The organism is Asanoa ferruginea (genome assembly GCF_003387075.1).
Taxonomy (GTDB): domain Bacteria; phylum Actinomycetota; class Actinomycetes; order Mycobacteriales; family Micromonosporaceae; genus Asanoa; species Asanoa ferruginea.
In genome coordinates, this window is sequence record NZ_QUMQ01000001.1 from 1967606 (window position 1) to 1989275 (window position 21670).

Consider the following 21670-nt stretch of genomic DNA (forward strand, 5'->3'; position numbering starts at 1 on the left):
GGTCAGCCCGCCTCAGTCACGTCGCGCCGTGCGGCAGCCAGCTCGTCGAGCGACAGGAGCACCTGGGAGGCCAGGATGGCCGCGGTGCCGGGACGCTCCGGCAGGATCTCGCGGGCCCGAGACAGGTGGATCTGGGCGACCTTGAGCGTCTCGCGCATCCGCGGACCGGCGTCGCCGGCTCCCGAGAGCAGCTCCATGTCGTAGAGGTGCTCGGCCTCGGTAAGTAGGTCGAACGCGTAGTTGCCTAGCCGCGGGCTGCGCAACGGGGCGCGGTTGAGCATGTTGGCCGTGGTCACCAGGCCCTGCACGACCCGCTGGGTGTAGTACCACGACGGCTTGTCATAGCGCGTGGTCAACTGGCCGAACGCGGCGGTGGGCTGGTCCCACAGGTTGCGGCCGTTGCCCTTGTCGAGCCGGCGCTGGTTGAGGTGGTCCCAGGTGCGGTCGGCGAGCTCGAGCATCCGCGAGCGGCCCTCGGCATCGCTGATCAGGCCGCCGATCACCGTGGTGCGCTGGAAGAGCAGGGCGGAGAACTCGGAGACCGTCCACAGCAGTCGGGGCTCGCCGGCGTCTTCGCTGCCGACGAGCGGCACGAGGACGCCCGGCGCGTGCAGCGAGAGCGCCGGGTCGGTGTCGAACGGCCGGCGGGTGATCCGGGCGCGGTTGGCCAGCTCGGTCAGCACGATGCCGATCCGGCCCAGCTCGATGTCGGTGCCGCGTTCCTGGATCAGGCCTTTTACGGCGAGCGAGGTGACCAGGAGGGTGTAGTAGTCGGACGCGTCCTCGTCAGTGGTGCGCCAGGGGATGTCTTCGACCGGCCAGCGTTGGCCGGCGCCGAACGTCGCCATTGTCGACCAGTAGGACCGGGTCAGCTCCCACCGGAGCTGGAGCGCACGGGAGAGTCGCTGCTGCTCCTCGTTGAGCAGACCGAGAACTCGGGTCCGCTCGGAGAAGAGGTCTTCAATGGCGTCGACCGCGATGACCGTGAAGTAGAGATAGGGCGCGTCCTGCGCGAAGCCCTTGGGCTGCTGCCCGACCGGCTCGTTGGTCTCGATCGGCGGCGCGCCGTTGACGATCCCCCAGGACCAGCCGACCTCGAAGAGACGGTCGGGGCTGTCGATGTCGCCGACCTGGCCGGAACCGATCAAGACCTCGCGGAAGCTGGCGATGGTCTCGCGGAGGTCGCGCCTTATCGCGCTGACGACCTGGCGTTGCGGCAGGTTTTCCTGGTTGATCATGGTGACGAGCGCCTGGCCGTAGGCCGAGTCGACATCGAAGACGTTGACCGTGAAGCTGCGCAGCAGGCCGGTCATGGCGGCACTGAGCCGGTTGCTGGCCAGGCTCTCCAGCGACTCGATCTCCTTGCGGTTTTCCTCGCGGCTCGCCACCGACCGGAGCACCTTGAGGAAACCGAGAGTCGACAGGGACAGCGTGACCGACATGGCGAACGAGTCGACGATGTCGAGCCGGAGCTGCTCCTTGGAGGGCTGCGCCGGGCCGCCCGAGCTGAAGTAGGAGGAGCCGGAGAAGATCGGCGTGCCGTCGGGCTCGCTGTAGCGCTCGTAGTAGTCGCGCAGGATCCCGATCAGGGTCTTCGGGATCTCGGTCGCGTTGCCGAGCGGGCGTAGGGCCCGGATCATGTCTTCGGACGTCTCATCCGGACGGTCCAGCTTGAACGACTCGATCTTGGTGGCCGGCATCAGGATGCAGAGCAGTTGCTCCGCGTCGCCGATGGAGTTGGGCGCGTCACGCCCACCGAACTTCCACCGTTTTTCCCGCTCTGACCAGGACGAACGCACTGTCGCGTTCCAGATCTCCAGCAGCTGTTGACGAGGCTGCATCCTCATCTGTCGCGCACCACCATCCGCCGCCTGACTCCACTGACGCTAGCTAGCAACTCGAGGATCACTGTGGACGCCGACGAGATGGCTCGTCAGCACCTCATTCGTCCGCTTCACTCAATGATGGACCACGGGTCAAGGCCGCCGATAGCCCCGGGCAGTGCCGTCCGGGCGGTAGGTCTCCACCTGCGTAAACGCCGACAGGTCTGGCCGGTGACGCGAAATGGGCCGGATCCCTTGTGAGGCAGCCCCGTCCCGATCATCGACTGTGGTCGGACCTCGCCGCAAGATCCACTATGGGCAGACCCTCCGTACGGTCCAGCAGGGGTGGCCGAACGTATGGTTTGGCAACCCCCACGACAGATCCCGGACAATGTCGTTTTCTGATCAGGGTAAATGTCCCGCTTTCGAGCGCTATCGCGATGCGTCAATGTCATTGACAACGATCTAGACCTGTTCACGACCTTGGACGGCTGGATAGCGTCTCGATAGCCATCGATGGGCTGGGCGCAGGGGCCCGGCCGCAAGGGGGAGGGCTCATGCGTCGAACAATCGCGCTGTTGGCCGGAACGGCGCTCGTAGCAGCAATGCTGCCAGCGGCGGTCGCGACAGCCGACCCGAAGAACGACCCGGGGCTGAGCAACGCGGACCGCGCGACACTCGCCGCGGGCGGGCAGGTCGCCGCGAAGGCACCAGCCGGCAAGACACCGGCCGGCGTCAATCCGTATCTGGCACTCGTACCCGATCCGACGAAGATCGACTATGCCGCGTGGCGGGAAATCGCCGACAAGCAGGGCGCCGCGCGCGAGCAGAAACGGGCGGCGCGCAAAGCGGTCGTCGCGTCGCCGATCCTGGTCGACGAAGACGAGATCGACGGCACCCAGGGCGGCAACGACTCGCCAGCCCTCGCCCAGCCCGTGCCCGGCTTCGGCACCAAGGGCAAGCAGAACCCGCGGGCCCGGATCCTCGGCTCGCTCGACAACGAGGTCGTCTCCCGGACCGCGGTGACACCGAAGGCCGAAGACGACGGCGCGATCCCCCTGGCCGCCGACACCGGCATCCAGGCCCTCCGCAACGGGATCACCGTGACCAGCACGATCGGTGACGGGCCACACGGCTCGGCCGCCGGCGACACCGGCGACTTCGACTTCTACAAGCTGACCGTCACCGGGGTCGGCGAGACGGTGACCGCCGACATCGACACTCCGGTCGGGCTGCTCGACTCGATGCTCGCCCTCTACGACTCCGATGGCAACGAGGTCGCCTTCAACGACGACTCGGGTGGGCTCGACAGCCTGCTCACCTTCACCTTCACGGAGACCGGCGACTACTACCTCGCCGTCACCGGCTACAACGTGCTGCCGGCCGACCCGTTCGACCCGGCCAGCGGCGACGGTGCCGGCAGCGAGGGTGCTTACAACCTGCTGCTCGACGTGGCCCGGGCTGACGTCGACTACTACGCGGTGCAGTTGCGCAAGGGCGACGTGCTGGGCACCTCGGTGACCGGTTCGCCGGCCCGCATCACCATCTACGACACCGCGGGCCGCGAGGTGCACGGCTCCGACCAGGACGCCACCTTCATCTACCCGCCGAACAGCCCGTTGCCCGGTGGCGGCAACGCGGTCAGCGAGCACGTCGCGGATGAAGACGGTCTGCACTACGTGGCCGTCAGCAACGGCAGTGGCGACTACGACATCACCGTCGAGGCCTACCGGCCCAAGCTCGAAGGCGACAAGATCACCCAGACGATCTTCATCGACTTCAACGGCCAGCGCCTCAACACCGCGATCTTCGGTGGCCCGGGCGTCGTGACGCTCAGCCCGCTGCGCGCCTTCCTCGGGCGCTGGGGTCTGACCACGGCCGACGAGAACAAGCTGATCGACGGCATCGTCGCCGAGGTGACCGAGAACGTGAAGAAGGATCTCGCCCAGAGCGGGCTCAACGACAAGTTCCGACTCAAGATCCTCAACAGCCGCGACGACGCCGACCCGTTCGGCGAGGTCAACGTCAGCCGGCTGATCGTCGGCGGCACGATCGCCGAGTCGGGCGTCGACACGATCGGCATCTCGCAGTCGATCGACCCGGGCAACTTCGACACCCAGGAAACCGCACTCATCCTGCTCGACGTGCTGAGCGGCCCGGCAACCGACGACGCGTCGCTCAACTTCTACCTAAAGCCGGCCAGCAACAAGATCGGCTTCATCTCACAGGCGGTCGGCAACGTGACCTCCCACGAGGCCGGTCACTTCTTCGGCAACTGGCACGTCGACCAGTTCAACGACACCCTCAACCTGATGGACCAGGGCGGCAACTTCCCGCTGCTCTACGGCGTGGGCCCCGACGGCATCGGCGGCACCGCCGACGACCCGGACGTCGACTTCGGTGAAGACGAGTTCAACCCAAGCGAGGGCTTCTCGGGCACCGAAGACACCCAGGGCCGGCTCGCCACGGTTCTGACCCGCTAAACCAGCGGTCCGGGGTGCCGATCATCCGGCACCCCGGACCTACCTTCTCCGGATCACTCTCCCGCTGGAAACCTTCGCGTCCGCGCCGATCGCGACCCCGGCGCCGTGGGTCACCACGATGCTGCCGCCACGCCTGTCCACCCGCGGCCGCCGCGCCGCCGCCGCCTGGGCCGCGATCTCCTCCTCGGACACCAGACGGCTCAGGTCGATGGCGTCCACCGCGCGGGCAACCGACCCCGCGAGCCGCCGCCGCGCCGCCTCGGAGTCATCGCCGCAGGCGATCAGGTCCGCGCGAACCCGGGCGTCCTGCAAGAGCACACCAAGATTGACCCGACAAGACGCCACCGTGTACGTGTACGTCAGGTGCATGCTGTTGTGGTCGCCAATCATGATCCCGCGGCAGTTCCAGATGTTGGTCCAGTGATCTTCTGCGAGCGAAGCCGAGACCGTGGCGCTGCCGGCGGGCGGGGTGAGCTCCCCACGCCGACCAGTCGAACACCGGCCCGTCGGGCCCGATCGCGATGAGGTCGGCGATCTCGATGACCGGCCTCTCGACCTCACAGACATGCGTCACGTCAATCTGGTTGTGCGCTCCGACGGTGACGCCGGCGGAGTCGCGCACCTCGACGCTTTCCGCCGGACTGCCGCCAGCCCGCCCATCGACCTTCCCGTCGACGCCCGGCGCCATCGTCACCTCCCGCGGCGACCCGGCCTCGTCAGCCAACTCCGAGAGTGCACGAACCCAATCGGCGAAGTTGTCCACGCGAACCGCGACGGGTTGGCCGAGCGCCTCGGCGAGCACGATGGCGAGCGCGTCCAGGCAGCCGCTCGGATCATTCAGATCGAGATGGTCCAGCTCCTCGATCAGGTCCGGGCGGTCGCCCACGGCCCCGGCGACCCGGTCGATCAGCCGAGAGACCTCCCGGATGCGATCCTCGATCGCCATGCGCAGGTAGTCGGCCAGCTCGAAGGCCTCACTAGCCCGGTCGCGGGCCTGCGCCAGCGCCCGATCCGCCAGGTATCGCGGGGCTTGCTCCGGCTGGTCCCGCGTCTCCCGGCTTTCCGGTGGCGCGGGCGCGGGTGCTTCCCGCTGCCCGACGATCCGCTCGGCCCCATCGGGAACGGGCTCCCGCTCCGCGTCAAGCGCGACTTCCCGCCGCTCGAAGGTCGGCGCGGTCCCATAAGGAACGGGCTCCCGTTCCGCGTCGAGCGCAGCTTCCCGCTGCTCGACAATCCGCTCGGCCCCATCGGGAACCGGCTCCCACTCCGCAGCAAGCGCTGGTTCCCACCGCTCGACACTCCGCTCGGCCCCATCGGGAACCGGCTCCCCCTGCGCAGCAAGCGCTGGTTCCCACCGCTCGACAATCCGCTCGGTCTCATCGGGAACGGGCTCCCACTCCGCAGCAAGGGCTGGTTCCCGCTGCGCGAGGATCCGCTCGATCCCATCGGGGACGGGCTCCGCATCAGGCGCTGCTTCCCGCCACTCGACAATCCGCTCGGCCCCATCGGGAACGGGCTCCCGCTCCGCATCGAGCGCCGCTTCCCGCGCGGCGACCACGGCGCCTTCTTCTTCGCGGCGCCCCGACGGCGCCGGCGTCTCCTCGCCTGGGCCGCGGAGAGTCTCCGACTCTCGGACTCCCGGGGGAACCGACTCATCGGGCGCGTCCGCGACCCCAACTGCGGCCACCTCCCCCGCTGGACCGGCCCCCTGCCGCTCCGCTGCTTCTTCCGAAGCAAACGGCTCGTGCGGAAGGTCGTCCTCGGCGTCGCGATAATCGTTGTCAGCGGTGACGGCGTCCGAGCCGATCTCGTTGGGGACATCGGACAGGTAGTCATGCCACCGCGGACGATCATCGGTCTCGGGGTCCGACGCGACAATCGAGACCTCGGGGATCTCGGAAGGCTCGGGCAACTCCACCGCCTCCGGCCGCGAGTATTCATAGGACCGTCCGAAGTCCATTGCCGCCACTCCGACTTGATCGGCACGCGAAGTCCGGGGGGCCGGATCTCGACCCCCCGGACGTTACCGCTCAGCCGACAGGTGAGTGAGGTGCGCGTTTGCCGGACATCACCCGTTCGACGTACGCCGCCGCGCCACCGCCCGCCTTACGTGCCGCCACCGAAGAGCCGCCCGGGTGCGCCGGCTTGCCCGGCTGGAACAGCCATGCGTCGAAGAGCCCATCCAACTGCTTTCCCGAGATCTTCTCGGCGAGTGCGATGAACTCCGGTGTGCTGCCGGTCGCGAAGCGGTTCTTCGCCACCCACGCCCGCACGATCCGCCAGAACGCGGCGTCGCCGACGGTGACTCGCAGCGCGTGGAGGGTCATTCCGCCCCGCGTGTAGACCGAGTCGTCGAACAGCTCGTCGATGCCCGGGTCGCCGGGCGGCGGGTCCCAGTAGGGCGCCGTCAGTGGGGCCGAATAGAAGTCGTCGAAGATCTCCTGCGGCGTTGCCGCGCCGAGCTTTTCGAGCCACAACCACTCGGCGTACGTCGCGAAGCCCTCATTCAGCCAGATGTCCTGCCACCGGTCGACGGCGACCAGGTCGCCGAACCACTGGTGGGCCAACTCGTGCGCGACCACCACGGTCTCGAACGAGTCGACGCCCGGCGCGAACCAGCCCGAGGCGTAGATCGACCGGGTCTGGTTCTCCAGCGCGAACGCCAGCGGCGGATGGTCGTCGACGATCGCGCCGTTGGACTCGAAGGGATAAGGCCCGAACTTCGTCTCCAGGAAGTCGGTGATCTCGTCGGTGCGGCCCACCGCGTCGTCGGCGAAGCCCGGCGGCAGGTCGGAGTCGATCGCGATGATCGTGGGCCGGCCGTCGTGCCAGGTCGTCTTGACGTCGAACTCGCCGATCGTGGCGGTGGCGAGATAGCTGATCATCGGGGTGAGCTGCACCCACCGCGACGTGGTCCAGCCGCCGCGGGTGGTGTTGCCGAGCGGGAGCCCGTTGCAGATCACCTGGAGGCCCGCGGGCACGGTGATCGCGAACGAGTAGCTGGCCCGGTCGCGCGGGTGGTCGTTGACCGGGAACCAGGCCGCGGCGACCTCGGGCTGCCCGGCGATCACCGCACCGTCGTCGGTGTGCATGAAACCGGCCTCGAAGGGCGTGCCGGGGAGCGTGAACGTCTCCGGTACGCCGTGGTAGCGCACCTCGACAGCGAACAGCCGGCCGTCGCGCAGGCCCGCGCGGGGGCGGATCGTGAGCTCATGATCGGCCGACCGCGACCAGGTGGCGGCGCGACCGTCCACTTTCACCGCGTCGACGGTGAGGCCGACCAGGTCGAGATTGAGTGACGAGAGGTTCTGCGTGGCGCGGGCCCGGATCGTCGCCCGGCCGGTGAGCTGGTCGGTCGCCGGGTCGTAGCGCACGTCGAGGTCATAGTGCGCGACGTCGTAACCACCGTTGCCGTACGTCGGATAGTAGGGATCACCGACGCCGGGCGCCCCGGGCGTGAACCGAGGCCCGGCCGCCGCGGGCGATGGTGCGGCCAACGCCGCGACCAGCAGGCCAGCCGCGACGGCCGCGATGTGCTTCCTGTGCATAGACGTCCTCCCATGCGGGCGGGTTGTTGGGTCTGTGCACCCTGAGAACCCGCTGGGAGTCCCGGCTGGTTGCCGGCATCCGGACAGTTGAGGGATGAAGCGAGGGTCAACCCTAGGGAGCTACGCCAGGCCGGCGCGCACGGCGTACAACGCGGCTTGGGTCCGGTCCTGCACCCCGAGCTTGCTCAGGATCGCGCTGACGTGCGCTTTCACCGTCTTCTCGGCGAGGCCGAGCGTCCGCGCGATCTCCCGGTTGGAGCGCCCGCGACCGATCTCGGCGAGCACCTGACGCTCCCGCGGCGTCAGCCGGGCCGGGTCGGCCGCACCCTCGCCCTCGCTGAGCACCCGCGCCACGTCTGGATGCAGCAGCGTGTGGCCAAGATGGACCGAGCGGATCGCGGCCGCCAGCGCCGGCGGGTCGACGTCTTTGTAGACATAGCCCGCCGCACCCGCGCGCACCGCCGGCAGGACCGCGGCCGGCTCGGTGAAGCTGGTGATCACCAGGACCCGCGACGGGATGCCCCGGGCGGCCAGCTCGCGCAGCGCGGCCACCCCGTCGGTGCCCGGCATCCGCAGGTCGAGCAGCACGACGTCGGGCAGCAACTCGGCGGCCCGGGCCACCGCTTCGGCACCGTCGGCGGCCTCACCGACCACTTCTAGATCATCTTGTACGTCCAGGAAGGAGCGCAGCCCCTGTCGCACGATCGCATGGTCGTCGACCACCAGCACCCGGATCCGGTCAGTCAAGCGGCACCTCCAGCCTCACCGTCGTACCCAGGCCGGGTTTGGAGTCGACCACCAGCCGACCGCCGGCGGCCTCCGCACGCTCCCGCATCGAGGTCAGCCCCAGCGACTCGCGCCCCTGGTCGGTGGGGCGCAGCCCGTGGCCGTCGTCGCGAACCTCGACGACCAGTGCGGATCCGTCAACAAACAAGCTGACTCCGACGGTACGCGCGTCCGCGTGCCGCAACGCGTTGTGCAGGGCCTCCTGGGCGACCCGGTAGGCGGTGTCCTCGCGGTCCGGCGCCAGCCGGGGCACCGACCCGGCCACCAGCTTGACCCGGGCGGCGTGCACCCGGTCGAGCAACCGCACCTGCTTGCCAAGCGCCGCGTCGAGTCCCTCGTGTTCGAGGTCGGCCGGCCGCATCCCGACCACGATCGCGCGCAGCTCGTCGGACGCGTCGGCGGCCAGCGCCCGGACGGTGCCGAGCTGCGCCACCGCCCGCTCCGGGTCGCGGGCCACCAGCGCGGCCGCGGCGTCGGCGGTCAGCCGCAGGCTGAACAGCTTCTGCGCCACCGAGTCGTGCAGCTCGCGGGCGATCCGGTCGCGTTCCTCGAGCACTGACAGCTCCCGGCTGCGTTCGTAGAGGCGGGCGTTGACCAGGGCGATCGCGGCATGGCCGGCGAGGATCCGGAGCAGGTCCTCGTCGTCGCGGTCGAACTCGCCGCCGCGCTTGTTGGCCAGGTAGATCGCGCCGAGGATCTCGCTGCCGTGCATGATCGGCATGCCGAGGAAGTCACGCAGCTCGGGGTGATGCTTCGGCCAGTATTCGAAACGCGGGTGCCGGCGGATGTCGGCCAGCCGGAGCGGCTCCGGGTCGCGGAGCAGCACGGCCAGCAGCCCGTGCTGGCGCGGCAGGGGGCCGATCGCGCGCCACTGCGCGTCGCTGATCCCGTCGACCACGAACTCGGCGAACGCGCCGCTGTCTTCGTCGGGCACCCCGAGCGCGGCGTAGCGGGCGTCCAGCAGCCGGCGGGCCGCGGACACGATCGTCTGAAGCACCTCGCGCACCGACTGCCGCGCGGTCACGGCGAGCACGGCGGCGCTCAGCGCCCGCAGTTCTTCGCGCGCGTCCACCCTCGCACCGTAGCGCGGGCCGGACCTGCTGTGATCCAGTCCGATGGTCCTAGGTCGAAGGTCTCGGGCCTAGCGTGTCCGAGGGCCGATGGCATCGATCGCTGCCGCTCATAGCGTCGAAGGCATGACAACAGCGATCATCACCGGCGCGTCCCGGGGCCTGGGCCGGGCGCTCACCGGCGGACTCGCCCGCGCCGGCTGGAACGTCATCGTCGACGGCCGCGACGCCAGCGCGTTGGCCGCCGTCGGCTTCGGGCCGGGCGTCACGCCGGTCGTCGGCTCGGTCACCGACCCGGCGCACCGGGCCGCGCTGATCGAGGTGGCGGACCGCTACGGCGGCGCCGACCTGCTGGTCAACAACGCGGGCATCCTGGGGCCGTCACCGCAGCCGCGCCTGGCCGACTACCCCATCGAAGCATTTCGCGAGGTGTACGAGGTCAACGTGCACGCGCCGCTCGCACTCACCCAACTCGCCCTCCCGGCGCTGCGTAAGCGGGGCGGCGCGCTACTCAACGTGACCTCGGACGCGGCGATCGAGGCGTACGCCGGTTGGGGCGGCTACGGCTCGGCGAAGGCAGCCGTGGAGCAGGCGAGCCGGATACTCGCGGCCGAGGAACCGGACGTGCGGGTGTGGTGGGTCGACCCGGGCGACCTGCGTACCCAAATGCATCAGGAAGCGTTCCCCGGCGAGGACATCAGCGACCGCCCGGAGCCGGAGTCGGTCGTGCCGGCGTTCCTCCGCCTGCTCGCCGCGCGGCCGGAATCCGGCCGGGTCCGGATGTCGCAGTGGTGACGGCGACGGCGGACCCACTCGACTTCGTCCTGCCGGACAAGCTGCTGGCGCACGAGCCACCGGAGGCCCGCGGCGTGCCCCGCGACGGGGTCCGGATGCTCGTCTCGACTCCTTCGGCGCAGAAACATCTCTTGTTCCGCGACCTGCCGTCGGTGTTGACCGCCGGTGACGTTCTCGTGGTCAACACGTCGGCGACCCTGGCCGCGGCGGTGCCGACCGTCGACGGGCATGTCGTGCATTTCTCCACTTGCCGGTCGGACGGCACCTGGCTGGTCGAGCCTCGTGTCGCGGGGCCTGCTGGAGCGCCCACCCTCGGCCCGTTGACCTCGGCTGTTGCCGGCCAGCGGTTCGTGCTGCGCGGCGGGGGTTCGGTGACGCTGCTGGCGCCGTACTCCCAAGGTCGCCTTTGGGTAGCTTCGTTGTCTTTTGAGGATGTGCGCGGTTACCTGAGCCGGCACGGTGCCCCGATCCGCTATTCCTACGTGCCGCGGTCGTGGCCGTTGTCGGCCTATCAGACGGTGTTCGCGACCGAGCCCGGCAGCGCGGAGATGCCGAGCGCGGCGCGCCCGTTCACCGACCGGGTCGTCACCCGCCTGGTCAGCGCCGGCGTGCTGGTGGTGCCGATCGTGCTGCACACGGGGGTGGCATCGGCGGAGGGGCACGAACGCCCGTACCCGGAATGGTTCTCGGTTCCTGCCGCCACTGCCCGGGCTGTTTCTTCGGCGCGGCGGGTGATCGCCGTGGGCACGACGGTGGTGCGGGCCTTGGAGACGACGGGGGGCTCGGCCGGCTCGGGGTGGACCGACCTGGTGGTGACGCCGGAGCGGGGGGTGCGGGTCGTGGACGGATTGCTGACGGGGTTCCACGAACCGCGCGCCTCACATCTGGACCTTTTGTCGGCGGTGGCTGGCGTTGGTCTGGTCTCGGCCTCCTATCGCGCCGCTCTCGCCGCCGGCTACCGCTGGCACGAGTTCGGCGACGTCAACTTGCTGCTGTCGGATCGTGATGTCCGAGAGGTATAGTCCCGCCGGTCGAGCGGGTGCTCTGGAGGATGGCGGATGTCCGAGGGTCAGCAACAACACGACACGCCAACGTTCAACTCGGCGCTTCGCGGCTATGAGAAGAGCCAGGTGGACCGCCACGTGGCCGAGGCCGCCGAACGCATCGCGGCGCTCAGCGCCGAGCGCGAGCAGGCGCACCACCACATCCGGGGCCTGAACTCCAACCTGGAGCAGGTGCACGGGGAGCTCAGCGAGCTGCGCGACCGCCCGCCACGCCTCGACCGGGCATCGTTCCGGCACCTGGGCTCGATGGTCGACGAGATCCTCGCCCTGTCGGAAAAGCAAGGCCAGGCGATCGTCGACGCGGCCGGCCAGCACGGCGCCGACCTCAAGGCGTCCGCGGAGAAGATCGTCGAGGCGGCTCGCCAGGAGGCCGAACGCCTACGCGGCGAGGGCGCGGCGGCCCTGGAGGCGGCCGAGCAGGAGGCCCAGCGCCGGCACGAGGCCAGCGAGGCGGCGATCCAGCACGCCGAAGGCGAAGCCCGCGCGCGCATCGAGGCAGCCCATGAACACACCAAGCAGGAACTGACGCAGTGGCGTTCTGACGTCGAGCGCGAGGTCAATGATCATCGGACTGCCGCCGCCGAGGCCGAAGAGGCCCGGCAGGCCGAGGTCGAGCAGTCGATGGCCGCTCATCATCAGCAGTTGAATCTCCTGCAGAAGGAGATCGAGGCTCGCCAGCAGGCGTTGGCTCAGCTTCGGAACGCCCAGGAGCAGGCGCAGCAGCAGTTGGGTCAGCTCCGTCACGACGGGGCTGCTGTCGAGCAGGATCTGGCTCAGGTCACGCATCGGCTTGGCGCCACTCGGCAGGAGCTCAGTGCTGAGTTGTCGCGGCTGGACGCCGCGCGGCGGGCGGCCGAGGCGACCGAGCAGCAAACCGTGGAGATGCGGGTTCGCATGCAGCGCGAGGCGAAGCGGATGGCCGATCGGGCTGCCGCCGCTGTGATGGCGGCTGCGGCGATCAGCGAGCAGACCGGCGAGTTCAAAATGGTCGCGGTTCGCCCTGATCTGGACGGGAATGGCCGGCCGGAGCAAAACGGTGAGCGGCGGCCGGAGCAGGAACAGGTCGTCGCCGGTCCGGAAGAGGCGGGCCCTTCTGAGCCGCAGATGGAAATGCACCCCGACGAGCCACGGTCGGCGACTGCATCGTAGATCACGGGATCTGCCGCATCCACCAACGCGTCGTTGCGGCACATCAGTTGATACCCGCGGAAACTATCGGCCCACAACTGTCACCTGGGCCGGACACCCAATGGATTAAAAGTCCGCAGATGGGGCGCAATCCGCTTGTGATGGAGGCCGTCGTTGGTTCAGCAACCTTGCGTATGGGTCCGTCCTCGCGGCTCAGTTTATATGGGGGGCGAGTTGGACGACGTTGGCCTGCCTGGCGTCCACCAACGGAGACGGAACCGTAGCTTCGCCGCCCCCGGCCGCGGTGGGTTGCTCCCGTCGGTACTCGAGGATTGCCAACACGCCCCCGATGGCCACGACGCTACCAGTCAGCCACCACCGCCAAGCGCCCACATCGAATCCGCTCGTGGCCATATTCGTCACCACGCCGCCGGCCAAACCGAGCAGAACAACGAGCGCCGCTTGAGCCTTAGGACCTCGCCGCACTGGACTCTCCGTCGTAGCGTTCAGCTGTTTCAATCACGACATAGTCCCGCAAGACCGCATAGCTAGGCCAGAAGCGATCGTGTAGGCGTCACATCCGCCACTGGAACGAAGGTCAACGCGCTCAGCATCCGAGACGTGTCCTTGCGATCCCGACCCCGGCGGCTCCGGTCGCCGCGCTGGTGGAGGTGGAAAGAGACGGTAACGCCCGGGTGGTGCTCTACAACATAAGGCCGAATTATGGGCGTTGCTCATGTTGCCGAGTGGCGGCGGTTTCGTGGGTCAGCCGATCACGAACTCGGCCTGGCGCATGATCGGATCTGCGTCTGGCGCGCTCCGGGTCGGCGCAGCGGACGCTGTCGGGGCCGCGACGGCGAGGGTGACGGCGTCGCGATCCCAGTGGTAGGTCAGGCGCAGTCCTCGCCGCGCGAAGCCGTCTTCCCGACGCGCCGCAGCGGCCCCGGCTCCGGCATCCGCCGATGCGGCGGTGCCAGTCTGGACGCCTGGTGGGCCGGGTGGCTCGCCCTCCCGCAGGAACGCGGTGACTGGGGCGAGGAGCGCGTCCTGCCGCAGATAGACGGTGGGCGGGTGACCTTCGGGTGGTTCCGTCAGTTGGCTGGCGACGCAGCGGTAGTAGACACGTCCGTGGTGGACGCCGGCGCCCATCCGCCTTCCGCACATCCCGCACGTGATGAGGCCGCGGAACAGGTATGGGACGTCGCTGCGGCGCGGGGCCTTGCCGGTCTGGCCGGCCGTGCCACGGACATGGATGGCGTCCTGGACGCGGGTGAAGGTGTCCGCGTCGATCAACGGTTCGTGGGCTTGGTCGGTGGACCGGACCCAGTCGTCGGGATGGTTCCAGCGGTGGCGGGTGGTGTATCCGGCGGCGACGTCGTCGACGTCAAGGAGGACGTCATCGCTGCGTTGCCGGTTCCAGACCTGCTGGCCGGTGTATCGCGGGTTGAGTAAGAGAGCGCGCACTGCTGTCGTTTGCCACTCGGTGGCGCGGCGATGTGGGTTGCGGGCACGGTCGTGGGCCGATGGGCAGGCGATGCCGTCGAGGGTTAGGCCGCGGGCGATCGCGGTCATGCCACGGCCGGCCAGGTACTCGGCGAAGATCCGCACGACGACCGTGGCGGTGACCGGGTCGGCCACGAGGCGGTGCAGCCGCCGGCCGTCGGCGGCCCGGGCCGGGTTCGGATGCGGTCCCGCGTCCGCGAGCTGGTAGCCGTATGGCGGTCGGCCGCCCAGGAAGCGCCCCTCGGTGAGCGTCTGGGCAGCCATCGCGGAGCGGACCCGCAGGCGGACGCGGTTGCGTTCGCCCTTGCTCATGCCGCCGTAGAGGGCCATGACCAGGTCATGGGCGTCGCTGCCCGGATCGACTGGCCCGCCGATCTCGGGCACCCACAACTGGACGCCGTAGTGGGCCAGCACTGGAAAGGTCAAGCCGAACTGCTCGCCGTAGAAGGCCCGCTGGGGCTCTCCGATGACCACGGCCTGGAACGACCTGCCTGGACTCTTGACCGCCTGAAGAAGGTCGCTGGCCGCTGGGCGTCGCTTCCACGGGAGGGACCGGGACACCCCGGTGTCGAAGAACTCGGAGACGATGGTCCCCGCCGCCGGCGTGATGAGTGCCTCGGCACGACCAAGTTGCCATGACCGCGAGGCCGCGGGTTCCTGATGGTCCTCGGTGGAGACCCGACCATAGAACGCGAATCGCAGTTCCCTACTGCCCAGTCGCTTCATGGTTCAACGATCAGTTGGAGAGATTCAGGTGTCAGTACCGAGCGGCAACGTCTCCTCTCTCGGGGCAAGGAACTCACTCGCCCTGATGACCCATATCTCGTGCGAGGAGTGGAGACGTACCCGTGTATCGATTGGCGATAGGATCGCCGCGCTCCGGTGGCCGGACAGCCGGGTAAGAGCCGTGGACAGCGCGCCGGGCTGGCTGGGCGCTTGGCGCCAACCTGACCACGGCCGCCACCTGTGGCAGGTGGTGCCAGGTCATAACGTAGGCAGGGCGTCGTGCCGGCCTTATTGGGCGATAGCCGCGTAAAGGAAGGCATTCGAAGTCGCGAGCTTGCTGTTCCGGCTCTCCTGGCTAGTCGGCGCGCTCGTGCAAGCAGACCCCGCCCTCCATACCGGCCGATCATCGTCTGCCGGCCGGACCTCCCCTGCGCAGCGTTTGCGGCAGCTGTGTTTTGCCCTCACGTGATCAACCGGCGGATTTCGATCCGGGCTCCGGGGACCTCATCGCTTCGGACTGTGCGCTTGCTGGCCTCGAGGTGGTCGACTTGATCGTCTGCAACTTGTGTCCGGCCGCGCTGAGGTCGAAGCCCCAAGATTCCTTCTAGAGCGTCGATCGTTGGTTTGATCAAGTTGTCGAGGTCCCACACCTCGTTCGTGTTCCGCGCTTCAGGTGTACTGTACGCAAGCAAGATCGACAAGCGTGCGGTCCACGGTCCAACGCCGGTCTGAGCTACCGCCTCGCGGACCGCGTCTTTCCAGGCAGCCTCGGCCGAGGTTGAGTAGCTGGCTGGTCGGCCGACGACGTTCACGATGATGAGCGTCTCGAACCTCATAAACCACGATCATGAGGTCACGGCCTGTGGAAGGGAAGGCTCCGCACGGCTCCCCTTGTCCCCGCGCTGCCCTGCGGCGGAAGGATCTTGGGCGGTGGTCTTCCCCCGGCCCGGTCCCGCCCGGCTGCGCGCTGGCGTCATCGCTGCGCCGCTTTCCGGCGGTCCAGCCCTACCGAATCGATCAAATGTCTGCCCCTCTGGCAGCGAGAAGGTAAGTCGACGGATGAGAGCGTCAGCTCACGATGGCGTCTCTTGGTAGTGGTCCGCAAAGGTGAACTGGTAGCGCACGCCGTCACCGACCGTGCGGTACAACCGACTCGTTTTTGGGTCTAGTGGGTTGGGAAGTCGGTGGATGCGGCGCCGTTCGCCGTCGAGGACATGCGTCACGAACAAGATCTCGTACCTCTCGCGGCGCTTGAGGTGTTGCGCGCGTGCGATCTCAAGGTCAGTAAGTTGGAACTCTGCGTGGTCGCCGGTGGTCGACTTGACCTCGAACATGATCCGCAGCTTCTTGTCATCGACAACAAGGTCATAGCCGAGGGTGTCGTCGCCCTCGTTGTCGCCGAGGATTTGGTTGCGGTAGCCGGATCGCCAGCTCTGCAGTTCGGTAACGCCGGGGAAGTTCATTTTGAGCCACTCGATTGCCGCGATCTCTCCGGCAAGACCAATTGCGCCCATCTGCGCGTCTGAGGGCCGGAGTCGCCTTGCGGCGGTCGTGCCAGTACGGCCCGGGCTGGGAAATCTGTTCCTGGGCAGGTCGCGTTCGACGAGGAATGCGTTGCCGTCGGAGTTTCGGAACTCTGACGTGGCACTGGCGCGGACGGCGGCGGCGATCTGTGCATAGTTCGACTCGTCTGCAAGGACCGGCGTGCCGTCGATCGTGATGGTCCGACGTTCCTGCTCGTGGTGGCGACGCAACTGCTCCTGCTCACTCTGCGCGCGGGCCAACGCCTCGGGCGGTAGGCCCAAGGCGTGGGTCTCGACGCTCACCGGCATGTCGGTGGGCCAGCGTCCGCTACTGGCGAGCCACGTCAAGAAGCGGTCCTGGCCGACAGGCTCGAAGTCCAGCATTCCCGTCGCGGCCGCCGCGTCGGCGATTTTGGTCCTGTCTCCGGGCAGATTGGACGCTGCCTGGTGCCTAAAGTCTTCGTACGCGCGGATAATCTCCGCGGCCCTACCCGTCCACTCCATCACGCGCGCGCGGTTGTCCGTGAGGAGTTTCTCGACGGGCTCAAGGATGTATTTCTCCTCGAGGTCTGTAGCCCCAGCGGCGGTAAGCCATTTGTTGACCTGGGCAAGCATCAGTTCGTCAGGGACCGTCGGATAGTGATCGTTCGGCCAATTTGGATCCGGCACCAGGGTGGTCATTGCTCGATGCTCGACGTAATGATCCAACGTCTGGCCGGCGTGAAAGTTGGGAAGGTACGCAACCCGAAGTGCGTCGAGGATGCGCGATGCGCGTGTAGAGGTGAAATGGCGGAACTGTTGCGCGATCCCGGCGGGGTCCTTAAGCGGTTGATACGGGGCGCCTAGTCGTTCGATGGCGGTGTTGAGGTCCTGCAGCTCGATGCCAAGTAGTCGTCGGGCAGTGTCGAGCCCTTCACCTGCGGACTGGAGGAGCATTTGCGGTGAAGCGTTGCCAGTTCGCGTGCATAGCCAGAGCGCGATGTCGACGGGTGCGAGCGAGGTTTCGTCGCCAGCATTGAGCTGACGGGCGAGGGTGTGATCGAACACGGCCACAAGTGGTACCAGTACCTCGAGGCTGATCTCGTCTGGCCGGCGGATCGCGGCCCGGACCTCCTCAACGCGCTTGACTGGCTCGCCGAGCGCCGCAGCGATCGCAAACGAGGAAGGTGTTTGCGTCAGTCCGTACCCGGCTTCATCCAGCTCGGAGAGCGCGACGCGTAGGGCGTCACCGAGGCCCGGGTAGGCGAGCAGCTCGCCGATGGCCGGGGTCGCTCGTGCTAAGAGCCCCAGATAATTGCCACCTTGTGGCGGCACGACGAGGACCGTGGGGTACTCGTCGTCGTTTACGGCAAGATAGCGGGTGCCACCCATGGCGGCCGCAACGACGTCTGCGTCAATGCTCGCCTCGATGCTGGCGGCGGTGACGAGGCGGATCCGGCGCAGTCTGGTGATCAGGCGACGCAGAGCGTCTGGCCCAGCGCTTCGAACACGCTGTAGCCGGAGTTCGATGACGGCAGCGACGAGGTCAACAAGCCACACGTGCTCTGGCTGGACGAGCAGCGGCGAGTCGGCGCTCGGCGTGAAGGGGGCCGAGTCGACGCGGACGGTTGGCTTCAGGTCAGATACTCGCCGGACACGGGCGCCGAAAGAGTCGATAAGACGGCCAGCGATGACTCCTGCCGCACTATGACGCAACCGCAATACGGGATGATCGGTGTATTCAAGAAGCTGAAGTCGCTGACGTTCGTCGACGTCCTGTACAAACAGGGGGCCGCCGAAGCTGGGGTCGGCTATGTCGATCACCTGCAAGGTTGCCCCGCGTGTAACCACCACCGGGGCCCCGCTGGCGCCGTCGAGGGGACTGCCGCGGGGAGTCTCCGATACGGCTGTGACCCATGCGTCTTCGTAGGCGGCACGGAATTGTGGCAGCACGGTCGGCGGCACCTGCCCAGCTTCCAGTAGGTGCGCGAGCAGAAGGACGCGGTCGGCGGCTGTTGCGCGATCGTCCCAGCTACGCACCCCGAAGCCACGGATGCGAGCTTCGGCGCGCGGCGACGCGTTCAGCAGGCGGCGAACTTGGGACGCGATGACGGAGGCGAACGGTGGGGCGTCGTCCGAGTGTGACCACGCGTTCCGCGCGCAGTCGTAGGTGTACTTTGTTCGTTCGCCCGGCGCGGAGATCGGGAGCCATTTCTCTTCGACGAGGAACGCAGCGACGGGCGTAGGAAGGCTGAAGCTGTCAGCAGGATTGCTGTGCCGACGGAGTACGACGGTGAGGGTCTCGTCCGGCCATGACGCCAGACCATGCGCAATGAGCCGCGCGTACGCGAACTTCGCCAGCGGAGGAAACCTGTCATGATCATCTTGGCCGGCTAGTCGGTAGAGGGGCGTTCGACTGAGGTAGAACGTGTAGGGACGTAGACCATTCGGTAGATCACGACGCAGTTTGCGCAGCCACGCTCCAGCGGTGGCCTCTGTGAGTGTGGCCGGTGGCTCGAGCCAGGCATGTTCGAACACGCGGCCTTCCGCCCGCAACGTCGAGTCGGGTACGGGTTCCGGACGCAAACCCGTTCGCACACCGATAGCGACCAGGAAATCACGCATGCGCTTGCGATCGTATTCACGGAACGGGCTCTCGTTGGGGCCAACAATGAGCCGTCGGTCGACGTCGGCCATGTCGGCGGACTCGTCTCGTGTGCGATTGAGGAGGTCGTCCAGGAGCGTCACGTCGTCGCCGCCCCACAGCTTCGACATGTACGCCTGCGCCGCGGGTAGCCAGCGGCCGTCCCGGCAAGGGACGAGGAGGCCCATTCTTGAGATGTCCTGCCAGGGCGGGTCGTCGCGGCTGATTGCGAAGCGGAATGTCCACAGCAGTACGTCCGAGGCCAGGGTTTGCCGGCGTGCGAGCTCGCCGCCTATGACGGGCAGCAGATCGGTCGCCCGGTACTCCCTGACGAGGCCATCTTCCAGCATGCGGCGGCCGGTGCGCTTGCTGGTGACGGCGCCTGTCCGTCGGTTCCATGGGATGTCCGAGGAAACGAAGAACAGCCTGCGGCGCAAACTGGGCGGCGGCTTTAGATCGTCATCGGCCGAGCTCGCGGCGTCGATGTCGGACTTCGGGGAAAAGAACGCGATGGCTGCGTTGTTGTCTTTGCCGCCGTTGCACGGACGGAGCTTGCGGTCATCATCGATCAGAATCTTCCGCCCCTGCAGAGCCACGACGGGGCGGACGCTTGCGAGGTCGTCGTAGAAGTTGCCCCACATATCCGGGTCGAACGGTTCCGAAGCCAGCGCGTGCGCGACCTGTTCTGCCCAGTCCGCGATCTCGCCTCCGGTCGGGGTGAGGCGCCGGTTCGCGAGGAGTTGTGCTGCTACCTCGAGCCGTTTCACACGCTGTTTCGAGACGGTCGTCGGAAGCAGCGGCGCGTGCGCGCTGGCCGCGAGCTGGCCGGTCGTCAGGACGGTCCGGTTTCCGTCATCCCAGGTGTACACCTGCGAGAGGGACGACCGGGGATCGTTTGGGCCATGGCCGTGCACGGGAACGACGAGAGCGGTGGCCACGTCGTGACCGAGCTGAGTAAATGCGGACTTCAGCCGGTCCGCTCCCGCAGCCGTCCAACTGAGCAGGTCCACGACCGTGTCGCTGCCGACGGTCAGCTCGGCGGACGAAGCGGCGAGCAGTATTTCTGCGCATAGAGCGGCGATTTCGTTTAGCAGTGTGTCGTTAAGCGGAATGGACTGCTCGAGGCTAACTCTGGCTAGCTTCGCGAAGAACGGTGCGTTGACGTGTGCGTGCAGCGGTGCGTGTGCGTCCTGGCCCATCGGCAGGTAGGTGTAGAGGCGGCCGCCGGCGAGGTCGGTGTCGAGGCGGGCGGCTATCGAGATGTGGGCATCGCCACGCCAGCCCTCCCAGCCCTCGCTGATGTGATCTCCGGCGATGCTGCGCCGAATGGCATCATTGAATGTGTCGGCTGCGACCGCCTTGTCCGCCACGAGGTACGTACCGGCGCGGCCAAGGTCCACGGTGGAGACGGTGACACCAGCCACGAGGTCCGCGACGTGCGTTTCATGACGGTGCAGGACCGACCTGGCTGTCTGCTGCTCCCGGGTGGTCTCAATTGTGAGCTCGGCGATGCGGCGGAGGAAAAGCAGCGTCGGCGGGGTCTGGTTAAGGAGGCTCAGCTGCGCCGCCGCGTCGACGCGTCCTTCGTCGTTCCGGAGCGGAAGACGAACGACCGTGACGTATCCCTCGGAGAGCAGGGCGTCTACCGGGGCTGGTCGGTGTGGTTGTGGTATCGGCAAGCAGAGGTGGAAGACGTCGCGTTCCACCTCCGCCGAGATGTCGGCAACCCCGTCGGTGAAGCCCATCTTCTCAAGTTGACCGCGGACGTCGTTCACTGTTGCGAACCGGAAGCAATACGCCTGTCGCGGGTCCTCCGCAGTCGAGTACACCTCTGGCGTCCGTGACAGTTGTAGGACGGACTTGAAGCCGATTCCCTTGTTGCCGATCCCTTCTTCCAGTCGTTTGTCGGACTGTGCGATGTCGCTGATCGCGTCGAAGTTGCTGTCGGTAAACCCGCAGCCAGTGTTCGCGACGTAAACGACTCCGTGATCACCCTCGTCGTAGTCGAGGCGGACGAGGATGCGGCCTGCCCGATCGCCCGGGTCGTGAGCGTCGTGAGCGTTTTGCACAAGCTCGACCAGCGCCCGGTGCTCATAGTCCCGAACCGCCTGCTCGATCAAGTTTTTGAGGCTACGAGACAGGTTCCAGCTGTCCTTAGAGTCCAGGTACGAACGAATCCGCCCCTGGGTCTTGTTCTCGATCCGGCGCCAGCACAGCCCCGCGTCCTGTTCGGACGCCGCGTACTCGATCTGGGTCACGGCTAGAGCGTGACACCGCGGTACGACAGTTTGGCCCGGAGAACTAGGTGACCAATGGCGCCGAACGGACCGGATGGACGGACCGGCGAGCGTTGCCCCCGCAGGCTACGAAGCGCCTCGGTTCCGCAGCGATGTCCATCGACCCGCGCCCAGTTGAGTTGGGAAGTCTGGCACTCGTCCGCTACCGGCGGTTGCGGGGGGCCGACCCTAGCCGTGGCGCCCAAAGGCCCAGGACGTTCTGCCAGTTGGACACTGCCGGTTCTACCAGCCAAGCGAGTCGGGGTGTCGAACTCGGTGGACAGAATCCGACGATCCGGAGGCCGACAACGGCCGACCAATG

At 67.7% G+C, this 21670-nt stretch carries 13 protein-coding genes; 4 read left to right on the plus strand and 9 right to left on the minus strand.

Annotated elements, in window-relative coordinates; genetic code table 11:
* Nucleotides 1–2: 2 nt before the first annotated feature.
* Nucleotides 3–1847 carry an SCO2524 family protein gene (locus DFJ67_RS09515; protein ID WP_116067553.1) on the minus strand — a complete coding sequence of 615 codons (1845 nt, stop codon included), beginning with the start codon at nt 1845–1847 and terminating at the stop codon, nt 3–5.
* A gap of 533 nt (nt 1848–2380) precedes the next feature.
* Here DFJ67_RS09515 and DFJ67_RS09520 point away from each other — a divergent pair.
* Nucleotides 2381–4306: a PPC domain-containing protein gene (locus DFJ67_RS09520; protein WP_116067554.1), complete on the plus strand. Its 1926-nt coding sequence runs from the start codon at nt 2381–2383 to the stop codon at nt 4304–4306.
* A gap of 39 nt (nt 4307–4345) precedes the next feature.
* Here the strand turns inward: DFJ67_RS09520 and DFJ67_RS09525 are convergent, their stop codons facing one another.
* The 5 genes from DFJ67_RS09525 to DFJ67_RS09545 form a co-directional block, all read right to left on the minus strand.
* Nucleotides 4346–4618, minus strand: a complete 273-nt coding sequence (locus tag DFJ67_RS09525; RefSeq protein ID WP_147315464.1) for a hypothetical protein — start codon at nt 4616–4618, stop codon at nt 4346–4348.
* Nucleotides 4572–6266, minus strand: a complete 1695-nt coding sequence (locus tag DFJ67_RS09530) for a hypothetical protein (RefSeq protein WP_116067556.1) — start codon at nt 6264–6266, stop codon at nt 4572–4574. Before DFJ67_RS09530 ends, DFJ67_RS09525 begins: the two co-directional genes overlap by 47 nt.
* 70 nt (nt 6267–6336) lie before the next feature.
* Nucleotides 6337–7854: a M1 family metallopeptidase gene (locus tag DFJ67_RS09535; protein WP_116067557.1), complete on the minus strand. Its 1518-nt coding sequence runs from the start codon at nt 7852–7854 to the stop codon at nt 6337–6339.
* Nucleotides 7855–7974: 120 nt separating this feature from the next.
* Nucleotides 7975–8601 carry a response regulator gene (locus DFJ67_RS09540; protein ID WP_116067558.1) on the minus strand — a complete coding sequence of 209 codons (627 nt, stop codon included), beginning with the start codon at nt 8599–8601 and terminating at the stop codon, nt 7975–7977.
* Complete coding sequence (locus DFJ67_RS09545) at nt 8594–9712, minus strand: GAF domain-containing sensor histidine kinase (RefSeq protein ID WP_116067559.1); 1119 nt, start codon at nt 9710–9712, stop codon at nt 8594–8596. The genes DFJ67_RS09540 and DFJ67_RS09545 overlap by 8 nt, the downstream gene beginning before the upstream one ends.
* Before the next feature lie 124 nt (nt 9713–9836).
* Here DFJ67_RS09545 and DFJ67_RS09550 point away from each other — a divergent pair, with 124 nt between their 5' ends.
* The 3 genes from DFJ67_RS09550 to DFJ67_RS09560 are packed head-to-tail and all read left to right on the plus strand — an operon-like array spanning nt 9837 to nt 12718.
* Nucleotides 9837–10505: an SDR family NAD(P)-dependent oxidoreductase gene (locus DFJ67_RS09550; protein WP_116067560.1), complete on the plus strand. Its 669-nt coding sequence runs from the start codon at nt 9837–9839 to the stop codon at nt 10503–10505.
* On the plus strand, nt 10502–11527 hold the full coding sequence (locus DFJ67_RS09555; protein WP_116075946.1) for an S-adenosylmethionine:tRNA ribosyltransferase-isomerase: 1026 nt from the start codon (nt 10502–10504) through the stop codon (nt 11525–11527). Before DFJ67_RS09550 ends, DFJ67_RS09555 begins: the two co-directional genes overlap by 4 nt.
* A 36-nt stretch (nt 11528–11563) precedes the next feature.
* Nucleotides 11564–12718, plus strand: coding sequence for a coiled-coil domain-containing protein (locus DFJ67_RS09560; RefSeq protein ID WP_116067561.1), 1155 nt, complete (start codon nt 11564–11566; stop codon nt 12716–12718).
* A 744-nt stretch (nt 12719–13462) separates the two neighbouring features.
* Here DFJ67_RS09560 and DFJ67_RS09570 read toward each other — a convergent pair.
* The 3 genes from DFJ67_RS09570 to DFJ67_RS09580 form a co-directional block, all read right to left on the minus strand.
* Complete coding sequence (locus tag DFJ67_RS09570) at nt 13463–14926, minus strand: recombinase family protein (RefSeq protein WP_116067563.1); 1464 nt, start codon at nt 14924–14926, stop codon at nt 13463–13465.
* Between the two features lie 461 nt (nt 14927–15387).
* Nucleotides 15388–15762, minus strand: coding sequence for a RusA family crossover junction endodeoxyribonuclease (locus DFJ67_RS09575; protein WP_116067564.1), 375 nt, complete (start codon nt 15760–15762; stop codon nt 15388–15390).
* Nucleotides 15763–15999: 237 nt separating this feature from the next.
* On the minus strand, nt 16000–21330 hold the full coding sequence (locus tag DFJ67_RS09580) for a sacsin N-terminal ATP-binding-like domain-containing protein (RefSeq protein ID WP_116067565.1): 5331 nt from the start codon (nt 21328–21330) through the stop codon (nt 16000–16002).
* Nucleotides 21331–21670 lie beyond the last annotated feature (340 nt).